The sequence below is a fragment of the Variovorax paradoxus genome (assembly GCF_030815975.1).
GTDB lineage: Bacteria > Pseudomonadota > Gammaproteobacteria > Burkholderiales > Burkholderiaceae_C > Variovorax > Variovorax paradoxus_N.
This window is the reverse complement of record NZ_JAUSXL010000002.1, coordinates 787,961-801,594: the sequence shown is the minus strand read 5'-3', so window position 1 is coordinate 801,594 and position 13,634 is coordinate 787,961. Positions and strand designations below refer to the sequence as shown.

14 protein-coding genes are annotated in these 13,634 nt (G+C 67.7%); 6 read left to right on the top strand and 8 right to left on the bottom strand.

The window, feature by feature from the left end; genetic code table 11:
- The first annotated feature begins 12 nt into the window (after window positions 1-12).
- From QFZ47_RS07580 to QFZ47_RS07570, 3 genes are all read left to right on the top strand, one after another.
- Window positions 13-1,206: a PepSY-associated TM helix domain-containing protein gene (locus QFZ47_RS07580; RefSeq protein ID WP_307655060.1), complete on the top strand. Its 1,194-nt coding sequence runs from the start codon at window positions 13-15 to the stop codon at window positions 1,204-1,206.
- Complete coding sequence (locus QFZ47_RS07575; RefSeq protein WP_307655059.1) at window positions 1,203-1,385, top strand: hypothetical protein; 183 nt, start codon at window positions 1,203-1,205, stop codon at window positions 1,383-1,385. Before QFZ47_RS07580 ends, QFZ47_RS07575 begins: the two co-directional genes overlap by 4 nt.
- Before the next feature lie 63 nt (window positions 1,386-1,448).
- A complete protein-coding gene (locus QFZ47_RS07570) occupies window positions 1,449-3,599 on the top strand; it encodes a TonB-dependent receptor domain-containing protein (RefSeq protein ID WP_307655058.1) in 2,151 nt (716 codons plus the stop codon).
- A gap of 6 nt (window positions 3,600-3,605) precedes the next feature.
- Here QFZ47_RS07570 and QFZ47_RS07565 read toward each other — a convergent pair whose 3' ends face one another.
- From QFZ47_RS07565 to metK, 6 genes are all read right to left on the bottom strand, one after another.
- Window positions 3,606-4,910, bottom strand: coding sequence for an NAD(P)/FAD-dependent oxidoreductase (locus QFZ47_RS07565; RefSeq protein WP_307655057.1), 1,305 nt, complete (start codon window positions 4,908-4,910; stop codon window positions 3,606-3,608).
- 13 nt (window positions 4,911-4,923) lie between these two features.
- Window positions 4,924-5,655 (bottom strand): amino acid ABC transporter ATP-binding protein, encoded by a 732-nt coding sequence (locus tag QFZ47_RS07560; protein ID WP_307655056.1) that lies wholly within the window; start codon window positions 5,653-5,655, stop codon window positions 4,924-4,926.
- Entirely contained in the window at window positions 5,652-6,302 is a 651-nt protein-coding gene (locus QFZ47_RS07555) for an amino acid ABC transporter permease (protein WP_307655055.1), read from the bottom strand. Before QFZ47_RS07555 ends, QFZ47_RS07560 begins: the two co-directional genes overlap by 4 nt.
- Before the next feature lie 37 nt (window positions 6,303-6,339).
- Entirely contained in the window at window positions 6,340-7,101 is a 762-nt protein-coding gene (locus QFZ47_RS07550) for an ABC transporter substrate-binding protein (RefSeq protein WP_307655054.1), read from the bottom strand.
- Window positions 7,102-7,131: 30 nt separating this feature from the next.
- Window positions 7,132-7,779 (bottom strand): helix-turn-helix domain-containing protein, encoded by a 648-nt coding sequence (locus QFZ47_RS07545; protein WP_370880569.1) that lies wholly within the window; start codon window positions 7,777-7,779, stop codon window positions 7,132-7,134.
- A gap of 148 nt (window positions 7,780-7,927) precedes the next feature.
- Window positions 7,928-9,109, bottom strand: a complete 1,182-nt coding sequence (metK, locus tag QFZ47_RS07540) for a methionine adenosyltransferase (RefSeq protein ID WP_307655052.1) — start codon at window positions 9,107-9,109, stop codon at window positions 7,928-7,930.
- Window positions 9,110-9,325: 216 nt separating this feature from the next.
- On the opposite strand from metK, the gene QFZ47_RS07535 reads away from it, so the two are divergent.
- Window positions 9,326-10,222, top strand: a complete 897-nt coding sequence (locus QFZ47_RS07535; RefSeq protein WP_307655051.1) for a lysophospholipid acyltransferase family protein — start codon at window positions 9,326-9,328, stop codon at window positions 10,220-10,222.
- The gene (locus QFZ47_RS07530) at window positions 10,219-11,103 is read left to right on the top strand and encodes an LpxL/LpxP family acyltransferase (RefSeq protein WP_307655050.1); all 885 of its coding nucleotides are present in this window, start codon (window positions 10,219-10,221) and stop codon (window positions 11,101-11,103) included. The genes QFZ47_RS07535 and QFZ47_RS07530 overlap by 4 nt, the downstream gene beginning before the upstream one ends.
- Before the next feature lie 21 nt (window positions 11,104-11,124).
- On the opposite strand, the gene QFZ47_RS07525 is transcribed toward QFZ47_RS07530, so the two are convergent.
- Together QFZ47_RS07525 and yihA are read right to left on the bottom strand one after the other, a co-directional pair.
- A complete protein-coding gene (locus tag QFZ47_RS07525) occupies window positions 11,125-12,036 on the bottom strand; it encodes an alpha/beta fold hydrolase (RefSeq protein WP_307655049.1) in 912 nt (303 codons plus the stop codon).
- Window positions 12,037-12,119: 83 nt separating this feature from the next.
- Complete coding sequence (gene yihA, locus QFZ47_RS07520; protein ID WP_307655048.1) at window positions 12,120-12,872, bottom strand: ribosome biogenesis GTP-binding protein YihA/YsxC; 753 nt, start codon at window positions 12,870-12,872, stop codon at window positions 12,120-12,122.
- Between the two features lie 70 nt (window positions 12,873-12,942).
- Between yihA and QFZ47_RS07515 the strand changes: the two genes are divergently transcribed.
- On the top strand, window positions 12,943-13,617 hold the full coding sequence (locus QFZ47_RS07515; protein ID WP_307655047.1) for a c-type cytochrome: 675 nt from the start codon (window positions 12,943-12,945) through the stop codon (window positions 13,615-13,617).
- Window positions 13,618-13,634: the final 17 nt, after the last annotated feature.

The window sequence follows — 13,634 nt, the reverse complement described above, 5'->3', positions numbered from 1 at the left end:
GGCAGCAACGACATGAACAGCCGAAAGATCAAGACCTGGGCCTGGGTGCACAAGTGGAGCAGCCTCGTGTGCACCGTGTTCATGCTGCTGCTGTGCATCACGGGCTTGCCGCTGATCTTTCACCACGAGATCGGCCACCTGCTGGGCACCGAGGTCGAATCGCCCAAGATGCCCGCGAATACGCCGCGCGTGAGCCTGGACCGGGTGCTCGAAACGGCGCGCGCGAAGCATCCGGACCGCGTGGTGCAGTTCGTTTCGCAGCCGGAGGACGACGACGGCCTCTGGTTCGTCACGCTCACGCCAACGCCTTCACCCACCGATGACTTCAAGTCGGTGGTGGTGGACGCGCGCACCGGGGCCGTGCTTGCGCAGCCGAAGTTCGACGAAGGCTTCATGTACGTGATGCTCAAGCTGCACGTCGATCTGTTTGCCGGACTCGCGGGCAAGCTGTTCCTGGGCTTCATGGGCTTGCTGCTGCTGGTGGCCATCGTCTCCGGCGTGGTGCTCTATGCGCCGTTCATGCGCAAGCTCGACTTCGGCACCGTGCGGCGCGAGAAGCGCCCGCGCCTGAAGTGGCTCGACCTGCACAACCTGCTGGGCATCGCTACGCTGGTGTGGCTGTTCGTGGTGGGCTCCACCGGCATGATCAACACCTGGGCCGACCTGGTCATCAAGTACTGGCAGTACGACCAGCTCAGCGCGCTTCTGGCGCCCTACAAGAACGAGCCGACGGTGCCCGTGGCCCAGCGCGCATCGGTGCAGCGCTCGATGGAGGTTGCGCTCCAGCAGACGCCCGACATGAAGCTGTCCTTCATCGCGTTCCCCGGCACGGCGTTCTCGAGCCCGCACCACACCACCTTCTTCATGCGCGGCAACGAGCCTTTCACCTCGAAGCTGCTGCAGCCGGTGCTGGTCGACGCCAAGACGGCCCAGGTGACCGCGTCGCCGAAGATGCCCTGGTACCTGACGGCGCTGCTCGTCTCGCAGCCGCTGCACTTCGGCGACTACGGCGGCATGCCGATGCAGATCATCTGGGCGCTGCTCGACATCGCGACCATCATCGTGCTGGGCAGCGGCCTTTACCTGTGGCTCAAGCGCGGCAACACCGTGCCGGCCCCGGCCGCACCGGTCACCCCGGCGGGGCACAGGCCGCAGCATGGCGGGCAGCAGCCCGAACCTGCGCCTGCCATGAAGGCGCAGGCATGAAGCCGCGCCACAGCTTCTGGCACATGTGGGGCTGGCCGGTCGTGCTCGGCGTGCTGACCACCTTCGGGCTGATCTCGGCGCTGTTCAGCGACGGCGGCGTGGGAGACATGCTGGCCTGGTTCGCGCTGGGCATTCCCGTTGCCGTGTGCGCCTGGTACGGATGGCGCAGAAAAACCTGATTCCGCAGCGATCGGGTTCCTGCTAGTACGGGCAGGGGCGCGCGCCGAAGCAGAATCGGCGCAATGAAGAAGCCTGCACTTTCCGCTGCCGCCACCGCCGCTGTCCGCCTGCTCCTGCTGGGAGTGCCGCTTGCCGTGCAGGCGCAGCAACAGGAAGCCCCGCCGCAGGCCGACCGCGGCAGCCTGCCCGCAGTCACCGTCTCCACGCCGCGCGGCGAGGTCGCTCCGTTCAACGTGCCGGGTTCGGTGGACCGTGTCGACGGCGCCGAGATGCGCGACAGCCGGCTGCAGGTCAATCTTTCCGAAAGCCTGGGCGGCGTTCCGGGCCTCCAGGTGCAGAACCGCATGAACTACGCGCAAGACCTGCAGCTGTCGATCCGGGGCTTCGGCGCGCGTTCCACCTTTGGCGTGCGCGGCGTGCGGCTGTACGTCGACGGCATTCCCGCCACGCTGCCCGACGGCCAGGGCCAGACCTCCAACATCGACATCGGCTCGCTCGATCGCATCGAGATCCTGCGCGGCCCGTTCTCGGCGCTCTACGGCAACTCTTCGGGCGGCGTGCTGCAGGCCTTCACCGCATCGGGCGAGGGGGCGCCGCGGCTTTCGTACTCGGCGGCCGCGGGCAGCTTCGGTACCTGGCGCCAGTCGCTCCAGGCCAGCGGATCGCAGGGCGCGGTCGACTATCTGATGAATGCCAGCCGCTTCCGGACCGAGGGCTGGCGCGAACACAGCGCGGCGCGGCGCGACATTGCGAACGGCAAGCTCGGCATCGCGCTGGACAACGGCGACAAGCTCACGCTGGTGCTCAACAGCGTGCGCATCAGCGCGCAGGATCCGCTGGGCCTCATGGCCGACCAGTACGCGCTGGCGCCGCGCAGCGCAGCGCTCGCCACGCAGTACGACACCCGCAAGACCGTGGAGCAGACCCAGGCGGGCCTGCTGTACGAGCGCCGGGTAAGTGCCGCGCAGTCGCTGCGGCTCATGGTCTATGGCGGCGAGCGCAAGACCGTGCAGTACCAGTCGATTCCGCCTTCGGCGCAGCAGAACCCGCTGCATGCCGGCGGCGTGATCGACCTCACGCGCCAGTACGGCGGGGTCGATCTGCGCTGGACGGCCGCGCTGCAATTGGCCGACCGGCCGCTCGAACTGGTGGCGGGCCTGGGCTACGACAGCTTGCGCGAGCAGCGCCGCGGCTACGAGAACTACCTTGGCCGCGTGACTGCGCCCGTGCTGGGCGTGCAAGGCCGCCTGCGGCGCAGCGAGCGCAACGAGGTCTGGAACCTCGACCCCTATGCCCAGGCTACCTGGCGCCTTGCGGAGCAATGGACGCTCGAGGCCGGCGTGCGCCGAAGCAGCGTGCACTTCGATTCGCAGGACCGCTACATCGTGGGCGCCAACCGCGACGACAGCGGCAGCGCGCGCTACAGCAAGACGCTGCCCGTGGCCTCGCTGCGCTACCAGGCCACGCCCGATCTCGCGCTGTATGGCTCGATCGGCCGCGGCTTCGAAACACCCACGCTCAACGAACTCTCGTACCGCGCGGGCGGTGCCAGCGGGCTCAACTTCGCGCTGCGGCCCTCGGTCAACGACAGCGTCGAACTGGGCGCGAAGGCGCGGTTGGGCGCAGGTTTGCTGACGGCGGCGCTGTTCCAGACCCGCACGCGCGACGAGATCGTGACCGACACCAACACCGGCGGGCGCGCCACTTTCCAGAACGCGGGTCGCACGCGGCGCGATGGCTTCGAACTGGCCTGGCAGCACGAGACGGCGAATCACTGGCGCACGCAACTGGCCTACACCTGGCTCGACGCGCGCTACCGCGATGCCTTCTGCTCGCCGTCGCCCTGCGCGGCATCGAACACGGTGGCGGCAGGCAACCGCATTCCGGGCATTGCGCGGCAGTCGCTCTTCGCATCGCTGGGCTGGGTGCCGCCCGAAGGCTGGCGCGCCGGCGTCGAGATGCGCGCGCTCGGGCGCATGCAGGCCAACGACCTCAATACCGCCAGCGCGCCGGGCTATGCCGTCGCTGCGCTGTACGCCGGCTATCTGAAGAAATGGGAGCGCTGGGAGTTCAACGCCTTTGCGCGCGTCGACAACCTGTTCGACCGCCGCTACGTGGGCTCGGTGATCGTCAACGAGGGCAATGCGCGCTACTACGAGCCGGCGCCGGGACGCAGCTGGACGGTGGGCCTGAGCGGCGCCTACCGCTTCTGAGAAGGCTCAGACGCCGCCGTCCGTCATGCGGTACCAGCCGATCACGGCCGAGACATAGAGGCGGCGCAGGCCATAGAGCGGGAACGGACGCATGTCCGATGGCTGCACTGGCAGGGCCTTCCTGTCGCCGGTGGCGATGTATTGCGCCAGCGCCTGGCCCATGCGCGTCTGCAGGCCGACGCCGCGGCCCTGGCAGCCGATGTCGATCAGGAGGCCCGGTGCGGGCTCGTGCAGGTGCGGCAGGTAGTCGCGCGTGATCGCGACGTGGCCGCACCAGCGGTAGGCCATGGGCACGCCGGCCGCCTGCGGGAACAGCTTGGCGACCACGTGCTCCAGGTGCGACCAGTCGCCGGGTTGACCGGCGTCGGGTTCGCGGAAGGTGCCGCGGCCGCCCATCAGCAGGCGGCCGGCGTGGTCCAGGCGGTAGTACAGCAGCAGGTTGCGCGCGTCGGAAGAGACATGGCCTTCGGGCAGCACGGTCTTGCGCACCGCCTCGGGCAATGGCTCGGTCGCGACCTGGAACGAGTTCGCGTTGATGATGGTCTTGCGCAGGCCCGGCCACAGGCCGTCGGTGTAGCCGTTGGTGCACATCACCACGCGTTCGGCGGTCACGCGAGCACCGCGGGCGGTGGCGGCCTGCCACTTGCCATTGGCCTGGGTGAGCTGCGTCACGGGCGTGCCGGTGTGGATGACCACGCCGGCTGCCTGCGCCGCGCGCGCCAGTTCGCGCGCGTAGCTCAGCGGCTGCACGCCGCCGCCGCGCGGATCGAGCCAGCCGCCGAAGTACTTGTCGGTGCCCAGCAGGCGCGCGATTTCGTTGCGGTCGAGCTCGCGCGCGGCCACGCCCTGCGCCTGCCAGTCGCGCGTGCGGCGCTCGGCCAGCAGCAAGGCGGCCGGCGTGTGCGCGCCCTGGATCCAGCCCTGGCGCGCGCGGGGCACGTTCATGGCGTGCTTGTCGATCAGCTCGAACACCGCGTCGGCCGTGCACTTGGCAAAGTCGACCAGGCGCTGGCCTTCTTCGGGACCGAACATGCGCAGCAGTTCGCTCGGGTCGTGCTTCAGGCCCGGGATGACCTGGCCGCCGTTGCGGCCCGAACCGCCGAAGCCGATCTCTTTGGCTTCGAGCACCACCACGCGCACGCCGCGCTCGGCCAGGTGCAGCGCCGTGCTGAGGCCGCAGTAGCCGGCGCCGACCACGATCACGTCGGCCTGCGCGTCGGTGTCCAGCGGCGTGGTCGCCGGCGCGGGCGCCGCGGTGGCGGCCCAGAGCGACGGGGCGAGTGGAAAGAATTCCTGCGACGCGTTCGGCATGAATGAAAGCCCTTCAGAGCGGATGAAGCACGCGGCGCAGGAAGTCCTGTGTGCGCGGGTTCTGCGGGTTGTTGAGCAGCTCGGCGGCGGGGCCCTGTTCGACGATCACGCCGCCGTCGATGAAGATCACGCGGTCGGCCACTTCGCGCGCGAACTGCATCTCGTGCGTGACCACCACCATCGTCATGCCGGTGCCGGCGAGCTTGCGCATCACCTGCAGCACGTCGCCGACGAGTTCGGGGTCGAGCGCGGAGGTGGGCTCATCGAACAGGATGGCCTTGGGCCGCATGGCCAGCGCGCGCGCAATGGCCACGCGCTGCTGCTGCCCGCCCGAGAGTTCGGGTGGATGCGCCGCGGCCTTGTCGGCCAGGCCGACGCTCGCGAGCAGCTCCTTCGCATGCACGATGGCAGCGGCGCGGTCTTCGCCCTTCACATACACAGGCCCCTCGATCACGTTCTCGAGCACGGTGCGGTGCGGGAACAGGTTGAAGCGCTGGAACACCATCGCCACCTCGGCGCGGATCGCCTTGATCGACGCGTGCTGCCGGTCCACGCGCAGGCCGTCGATGTCGACGCTGCCGCCCGAGTAGCTTTCGAGGCCGTTGATGCAGCGCAGGATGGTCGACTTGCCCGAACCCGAAGGCCCGACGATGCAGACCACTTCGCCCTGCAAGATCGAGGCGTCGATGCCCTTGAGCACATGGTGGCTGCCGAAGGATTTCTGCAGGCCGCGGATCTCGATCATTTCCTGCCCCGCTTCTCGAAGTGGCGCACCAGCAGGATGAGCGGCACGCACATGATGAGGTAGAGCAGCGCCACCAGCGAGAACACGGTGGCGTTCTGGAAGGTCGAGGTGGCGATCAGCTTGCCCTGCAGCGCGAGCTCGGCCACGGTGATGGTCGAGGCCTGCGATGAATCCTTGAGCATCATGATCATGATGTTGCCGTAGGAGGGCAGCGTGATGCGAAAGGCCTGCGGCAGCACCACGCGCCGCATCGTGAGCCGCCAGCTCATGCCCATGGCCTGCGCCGCTTCCACCTGGCCGTGGTCCACGGCCTCGATGCCAGCGCGGAAGTTCTCCGACTGGTAGGCCGAGTAGGCGATGCCCAGGCCCAGGATGCCCGCCTGCAGCGCCGTCAGCGAGACGCCGAAGTCGGGCATCACGAAGTAGATGAAGAACAGCAGCACGATGATCGGAATGCCGCGCAGCAGGTTGATCACGCCCGCGCTGATCTTCGCGAGCAGCGGAATGCCCGAGACCCGCATCGCGGCCCAGACCAGGCCGAGCAGCGTGGAGATGACCAGCGAGCCCAGCGTCACCAGCACCGTGAGCTTGGCGCCCTGGAGCAGGATCGGCATGAACTCCCAGACGTTGTGCAGGAAGGTGCTCATGCGTGGGGTCTGTCAGTGGGCAGGCAAAGAGTGCCGCTCAGCTGTTGAGGCCCCACTTCTTGAGGATCGCGTCGATGCTGCCGTCGGCCTTGAGCTTGGTGAGCGCCGCATTCACCTTGCCCATGGTTTCGGTGTCGCCCTTGCGCGTGGCGATGCCGATGCTGTTGACCATGGTGGGCTGGTAGGTCGTGACCATGCGCAGGTTGGGAAACACGCTCTTGGAGATCGCGTAGGCGGCGATGGGGTAGTCGAGCACGCCCGCGTCGATGCGCCCGGCATTGGCGTCGCGCATCAGGTCGGCGGTGGTGTCGTAGAGCTTGACCTCGCTGAAGATGCCGAGTTTCTGCAGCGGCTCGACGAAGGCGGTGCCCACCTGCACGCCCACGCGCTTGCCCTTGAACTCGGCGAAGCTGCGGTAGGCGGTGGTGTCCTTCACGGGCACCACGATGCCTTCGCCGTAGCTGTAGATCGGTTGCGAGAAGTCCACCACCTCCTGGCGCACCGGCGTGATGAACATCGCGGCCGAGATCAGGTCGATGCGCTTGGAGGTGAGCGAGCCGATCAGCGCCGAGAACTGCATCGGCTCGATCTGCACCTCGAAGCCCGAGGTCTTGCCGACGGCCTTGACGATGTCCGCCATGATGCCGTCGATGGTGTTGGTCTTGGTGTCGAGAAAGGTGAACGGATTGCCGGTGGGCGTGGAGCCGACCTTGAGCACCGTCTGGGCCGAGGCCTGGCCGCCGAAGGCCATGGTGAGCGTGGCCAGCACGAAGGCTGCGAGGGAAGAAGCGATTTTCATGGTGGGTTCCTCTTCAAAAAAGATCGTGGCCTATCCGGGTGAACATGTGATTGCCCAAAGGACGGTGGTGGGGGTGGTGCCGGGATTGCGCCAGCGGCGCGGCGTGCCGCCGTCGTAGCAAAAACTGTCGCCGGCCTTCAGCTTGAGCAGGCGCTCGCGCACGAAGAGTTCGAGCTGCCCCTCGATGACGTAGCCGACCTGCTCGCCCTTGCGCGTGAAGAACAGGTCGTCGCCCGTGGAGCCGCCCGGATCGATCACCGCGCGGTACATCTCGACGCCACCCGCGGCCGCAGGCGGCGTGAGGTTTTCCTTGTGGATGCCCTTGTCGCCGAGGTCGATGCGCTTGTGCGTTCCGGCGCGCGCCACCGCGCCTTCGGCCTCGCCCTCGCTGTACTGGGTGTTGCGCACCAGGGTCTCGATAGGCAGCTGCAGCTCCTGCGCCAGCGCGCCGAGCGTGCGCATGGAGATCGAGCGATGCCCGCGCTCGAGCTGGCTCAGCAGGCTGACCGAAATGCCGCAGGCCTGCGCCACCTGCTGCAGCGAGCGCCCGAGGGCCTGGCGCCTTCTGCGCAACTGCTCCCCGAGCCAGAGGTCGATGACCGAATGGATGCGCTGCGCCGCGCCGGCATCGGGTGCCGGAACAGGGGCGGGGGACGGACGAACCGGCAATTGCGACACCAGAGCCTTTGTAAAATTTTCACAAGACGCTCAAGTTTTACACACAATGCCGCACACCGCCAGCAAATTCGCCGGGGGTATTCCAGAAGCGCAAATGCCGGCTCGAGGGCCGGCATTTGCGTTGGCAGAGGGGCGAAAGCCCCGGGGATTACAGCCCGGCCGCAGCCCGCAGCGCAGCCGCCTGCGTGGTCGCTTCCCAGGTGAACTCGGGCTCCTCGCGGCCGAAGTGGCCGTAGGCGGCGGTCTTCTGGTAGATCGGGCGCAGCAGGTCGAGCATCTGGATGATGCCCTTCGGACGCAGGTCGAAGAACTCGCGCACGAGCTCCGCGATCTTCTCGTCGGGAATCACGCCGGTGCCTTCGGTGTAGACCGTGATGTTCATCGGCTGGGCCACGCCAATGGCGTAGGCCACCTGGATCTGGCACTGGCGCGCCAAGCCTGCGGCCACGATGTTCTTGGCCACGTAGCGCGCGGCATAGGCGGCCGAGCGGTCGACCTTCGACGGGTCCTTGCCCGAGAACGCGCCGCCGCCGTGCGGGCAGGCGCCGCCGTAGGTGTCGACGATGATCTTGCGGCCCGTGAGGCCGCAGTCGCCCTGCGGCCCGCCGATGACGAAGCGCCCGGTCGGGTTGATCAGGTAGCGCGTGTCCTTGAGCCATTCCTTCGGCAGCACGGGCTTGATGATCTCCTCGATGATGGCTTCGTTGAACGAGGCCTTCATCTTGGTGGGCGTTTCGCTCTGGTCGGGGCTGTGCTGCGTGGAGAGCACTACGGTGTCGATGCTGTGGGGCTTGCCATCCACGTAGCGCATGGTCACCTGGCTCTTGGCGTCGGGGCGCAGGAAGGGCAGGCGGCCGTCCTTGCGCAGCTGCGCCTGGCGCTCGACAAGGCGGTGCGCGTAGTAGATGGGCGCGGGCATCAGCTCGGGCGTTTCGTCGCAGGCGTAGCCGAACATCAGGCCCTGGTCGCCGGCGCCGGTGTTCAGGTGGTCGTCGCTCGCGTGGTCCACGCCCTGGGCGATGTCGTTGGACTGCTTGTCGTAGCAGACCATCACGGCGCAGCCCTTGTAGTCGATGCCGTAGTCGGTGTTGTCGTAGCCGATGCGCTTGATGGTGTCGCGCGCCACCTGGATGTAGTCGACGTGCGCGTTGGTCGTGATTTCGCCGGCGAGCACCACGAGGCCGGTGTTGGTCAGCGTTTCGGCGGCCACGCGGCTGCGCGGGTCCTGCTCGAAGATCGCGTCCAGGATGGCATCCGAGATCTGGTCGGCGACCTTGTCGGGGTGGCCTTCGGAAACCGATTCGGAAGTGAAGAGGAAGTCGTTCGCCATTTTGTTCAAAGCTCCTTGAAGTGATTTGGCGCGTTGCCAACTCTGCGGAGCCCTGGCGAACGCTTTAGCAGATGCCGATGAATCGGCGGGGCACAATCGCCTTTGCGCTTGTGTTTGTCGCCCTGCAAGTTGTTCCGTAACTCGGCGACAATTTGCATTCTATTCGAGCCGCGCCAAATCGTGCGCGCGCGTCCTGGTTTTCACTCCCTGCTGCCCATGGTCACCCTGTTCCGCCTGCTTGCCCGCGTACCGATGCCCGTGATGCATCGGCTCGGCGCGTTGCTGGGCTGGATCGTCTGGTATTGCGCGCCGGACTACCGCCGCCGCTTCAAGGCCAACGCCGAAAGCGCGGGCTTCACCCCCGGGCAGTACCGGCCCGCCATCGCGGCCGCCGGCCAGATGGCTGCCGAGCTGCCCTGGCTCTGGCTGCGCCCGCAGGGCGAAAGCGTGCTGCGGCGCGTGGTGCGCTGGGAAGGCGTGGAGGCTTTCGAGGCCGCCATGCGGGAGAAGAAGGGCGTGATCCTGGTGGCGCCGCACCTGGGCAGCTGGGAAATGTGCGGCCAGGCGATCGGCGAGCGCTTTCTGGAGACCTTCGGACCGATCACCGCACTGTTCCGCCCCGCGCGCAAGAAATGGATGGCCGAGCTGATCGCCGCGGGCTCGCGCGACCGGCCCGGCCTGCAGACGCTGCCCACCAACAACACCGGCGTGCGCGGCCTCATCCGCACGCTGCGCAGCGGCGGCTACACCGGCATCCTGCCCGATCAGGTGCCGCCGCTGGGGCAGGGCGTGTGGGCGCCCTTTCTTGGCCGGCCGGCCTACACCATGACGCTGCTGCCGCGCCTCGCGCAGCAGACCGGCGCCGCCTGCTTCCTGAGCGTGTGCGAAAGGCTGCCGCGCGGCGCGGGCTACGTGATCCGTTTCGAGCCGATCGTGGGTACGCCGCTCACCGATCCGGCCGCGCCCATCGAAGCCGCTGCTGCCGCCATGAACGACGGCATCGGGCGCCTGATCCACAGCCTGCCGGGGCAATACGTGTGGGACTACGCGCGCTACAAGGAGCCGCGCGGCGAAACCGCGGTGGCGGCCCAGCCCGGGGAGCAGGCACGATGAGTCTCGGTTCCCGGCTCGGCATCGGCTTCATGCGCGCGATTGCGCCGCTGCCGCTGCCGCTGGTGCGCGGCTTCGGCGCGCTGCTCGGCCGCGTGCTGCACACCATCGCCTTGCCGCGGCGGCGCGTGGTCGATACCAACCTGGCGGTGTGCTTCCCCGGCAAATCCGAAGCGGAACGCCGCCGCATCGCACGCGAGACCTTCGTGTACGTGGCGCAGTCGTGGCTCGACCGCAGCTGGCTCTGGCATGCACCTGAAAAGGTGGTGGCCAGCCGGCTCAAGGTGGTGGGCGCGGCCACGGAGATCCGCGAGATTGCCGATGGCGACGAGCCGATGATCCTGTTCGCGCCGCATTTCTACGGCCTCGACGCGGCGGCCACTGCGCTGACCATGCACACCGCCCGGCCCTCGGCCACCATCTACACGACCCAGCGCGATCCGATGGTGGATGCGTGGATTCGCGAAGGCCGCACGCGCTTCGGCAACGTGGCGGCGCTCAACCGTGTCGACGGCATCAAGCCGGTGCTCGGAGGCTTGCGCAAGGGCGGCCTCCTGTACCTGCTGCCGGACATGGACTTCGGCCGCGACCAGACGATCTTCGTGCCGTTCTACGGCGTGCAGGCGGCCACGGTGCCGTCGCTGTCGCGCTTCGCACGGCTGGGCAAGGCGAAGGTGGTGCCGGTGGTCGCCAAGCTCACGCCCGCAGGCTACGAGATCGAAGTGCGGCCGGCCTGGCAGAACTTTCCGACCGACGACGTCGAAGCCGACACGGCGCTCATGAACACGCGCCTGCAGGGCTACATCGACACGATGCCCGCGCAGTACTACTGGGTGCACCGGCGGTTCAAGACGCGGCCCGAAGGCGCGCCGCCGATCTATTAAGGGCGGCCCCCGGCGGCGGCTTCAATGCCGCTGCAGGAAGGCTTCGATCTCGCGCGCAACCAGCTGCGGCTGCTCGTGCACGATCCAGTGGGTGGCGCCTGGCACCTTCTTGATCTCGAGCTTCGGTACGTATTCCTCCAGGCCTTCGAGCAGGCCGGGCAGCAGCGCGGCATCATCGAGCGCCCAGAAGGCGAAGGTCGGCACGTTCACCGTGAGCCGTTCGCGCGGCAGCACCGGAATGCCGTCGACGCTCTGGCCCGGCAGCGGCGGCTTCATCGGCGTGACGCGATAGAGGTTGCATGCGCCCGTGAGGCCCGCATTCCACACCTCGCGGTACTGTTGCTTCACGTCTTCGGTCAGCCAGCCGAAGCCGTCGGGCCCGGCCTTCATCAGGGTGAAGAAGGGCCACATGCGCTTGAAGTCGTCCGCCGAGAGCAGGGCTTCGGCATCGGGGCGCGCGAGGAAGTTCATGTAGGCGCTGGCTTGCTGCTGCGCGGGGTTGTTGCGCAGCTCGCGCGTGAAAGTGCCGGGGTGCGGCGAATTGATGATGACCAGCCGGCCGACCTGCTGCGGAAATGCGTTGGCATAGCCCCAGCCGAAAGCGCCGCCCCAGTCGTGCGCGACCAGCGCGGCCATGGTGCCATCGGCGCTTTCGGTGGCGACGAGCTGCTGGATGTCCTGGATCAGCAGGTGGGCCTTGTACGCGCCCACCTCGGCGGGTGCGCTCGATTTCTCGAAGCCGCGCAGATTGGGCGCCACGCAGCGGTAGCCGCCGTGGGCCGGCTCGGCAAAGTATTCGAGCAGTTCGTCCCAGATGAACGCAGCCTCGGGGAAGCCGTGCAGGAACACCATCAGCGGCTGGCCCGGCTTGCCGGCCGCCCGGCAGCTCAGCGTGGTGCCATTGGGCAGGCTGCGTTGGAAAGTCTCGATCATGCTTCTTGTCTCCTTGGTTTTGACTGCCGCTATTGCCTTGACGGTGAACTGCGCAGGCGAGACGGCCGGAGACAGCCCGTGCCTCAGGTTTCGTCCGGCGGCGGCGGCGGCGGCTGCGGCAGTTCCGCCGGCGCGGTGCCGCCCTCCGGGTGCGCCCAGCGCCACAGCAACTCGGCGGCCTCGCCAACGCCTTGCTTCTTCAGCGCCGAGAACAGTTTGACCTCGCCGCCGCCGGCCTGGAGTCGCGTAATGGACAACACCTTGGCAGCTTCGCTGCGGGTGAGCTTGTCGGACTTGGTCAGCAGAATGAGGAACTTGAGCCCTTGCTCCACGCGCGGGCGGATCACGTCGAGCAGGATCTCGTCGAGTTCCGTGAGGCCCTGGCGCGGGTCGCACATCAGCACCACGCCGCGCAGGCTTTCGCGCGTCATCAGGTAGTTGCCCATCACGCGCTGCCAGCGCAGCTTGGCTTCCTTCGGCACGGCCGCGTAGCCGTAGCCGGGCAGGTCGGCCAGCACCGCATCGTCGACCTTCTGCTTGCCGACGCCAAAGAGGTTGATGTGCTGCGTGCGGCCCGGTGTCTTGGAGGCGAAGGCCAGGCGCGTCTGCTGCGTGAGGGTGTTGATGGCGGTCGACTTGCCCGCGTTGGAGCGGCCGACGAAGGCGATCTCGGGCAGGTCGACGGGGGGCAAATGTTCCAGCTGCGGGGCGCTGGTGAGGAAGTGGGCGGTATGCAGCCAACCCAGCGCCACGCGCTCGCGTTCGGCGACTTGCGGGTCCGCGGCAGGGGCGGCGCGGGGAGGATAAGCGGCGGGCTTGGCGCGCGGGGAGGTCATCAATGAGCTTTCGGAACGGGCTGCCATTGTAGAATCGCGGGGTTTTGCGCCAATAAATCGAGCCCCCGATATGAAGTTGTTTGCCAATTTTCTGCTTGCAGCCCTCATGGGCGTCGCAGCCAGCGCGAGCCTTGCGGCTGACGATCATGCCGCCGCGCCGGCTGCAGCTGCAACTGCCGCCGCGGCCAAGCCGGCCAAGCCCGATCCCGCCAAGGGCGACGCGGTGTTCAATTCCGCCGCCCAGGCCTGTGCCTCCTGCCACAACGCAGACGGCAACTCGGCCATAGCGGCCAACCCCAAGCTGGCGCAGCAGCACCCCGAATACATCCTCAAGCAGCTGCAGGACTTCAAGTCCGGCAAGCGCAAGAGCCCCATCATGCAGCCCATGGCCGCCAAGCTGTCCGACGAGGACATGCGCAACATCGCCTGGTTCGTGGGCTCGAAGAAGGTCAAGACCGGCTTCTCCAAGGAAAAGGACCTGGTGGCGCTGGGCGAGAAGATCTACCGCGGCGGCATTGCCGATCGCCAGGTCCCGGCCTGCGCCGGCTGCCACAGCCCCAACGGCGCCGGCATGCCCGCGCAATACCCCCGCCTGGGTGGCCAGCATGCCGACTACACGGTGGCACAGCTTGTTGCCTTCCGGGACAACGTGCGCCAGAACAGCGCGCCCATGACCGGTGTGGCCGCAAAGCTCAACGACCGCGAAATCAAGGCTGTTGCAGATTACATCGCCGGCCTGCGCTGACACCGCGCGCTTCAGCG

Bases quoted from the DNA above. Each gene is read 5' to 3' on its own strand.
- QFZ47_RS07580 (WP_307655060.1), top strand. From the start codon at position 13: ATGAACAGCCGAAAGATCAAGACCTGGGCCTGGGTGCACAAGTGGAGC.
- QFZ47_RS07575 (WP_307655059.1), top strand. From the start codon at position 1,203: ATGAAGCCGCGCCACAGCTTCTGGCACATGTGGGGCTGGCCGGTCGTG.
- QFZ47_RS07570 (WP_307655058.1), top strand. From the start codon at position 1,449: ATGAAGAAGCCTGCACTTTCCGCTGCCGCCACCGCCGCTGTCCGCCTG.
- QFZ47_RS07565 (WP_307655057.1), bottom strand. From the start codon at position 4,910: ATGCCGAACGCGTCGCAGGAATTCTTTCCACTCGCCCCGTCGCTCTGG.
- QFZ47_RS07560 (WP_307655056.1), bottom strand. From the start codon at position 5,655: ATGATCGAGATCCGCGGCCTGCAGAAATCCTTCGGCAGCCACCATGTG.
- QFZ47_RS07555 (WP_307655055.1), bottom strand. From the start codon at position 6,302: ATGAGCACCTTCCTGCACAACGTCTGGGAGTTCATGCCGATCCTGCTC.
- QFZ47_RS07550 (WP_307655054.1), bottom strand. From the start codon at position 7,101: ATGAAAATCGCTTCTTCCCTCGCAGCCTTCGTGCTGGCCACGCTCACC.
- metK (WP_307655052.1), bottom strand. From the start codon at position 9,109: ATGGCGAACGACTTCCTCTTCACTTCCGAATCGGTTTCCGAAGGCCAC.
- QFZ47_RS07535 (WP_307655051.1), top strand. From the start codon at position 9,326: ATGGTCACCCTGTTCCGCCTGCTTGCCCGCGTACCGATGCCCGTGATG.
- QFZ47_RS07530 (WP_307655050.1), top strand. From the start codon at position 10,219: ATGAGTCTCGGTTCCCGGCTCGGCATCGGCTTCATGCGCGCGATTGCG.
- QFZ47_RS07525 (WP_307655049.1), bottom strand. From the start codon at position 12,036: ATGATCGAGACTTTCCAACGCAGCCTGCCCAATGGCACCACGCTGAGC.
- yihA (WP_307655048.1), bottom strand. From the start codon at position 12,872: ATGACCTCCCCGCGCGCCAAGCCCGCCGCTTATCCTCCCCGCGCCGCC.
- QFZ47_RS07515 (WP_307655047.1), top strand. From the start codon at position 12,943: ATGAAGTTGTTTGCCAATTTTCTGCTTGCAGCCCTCATGGGCGTCGCA.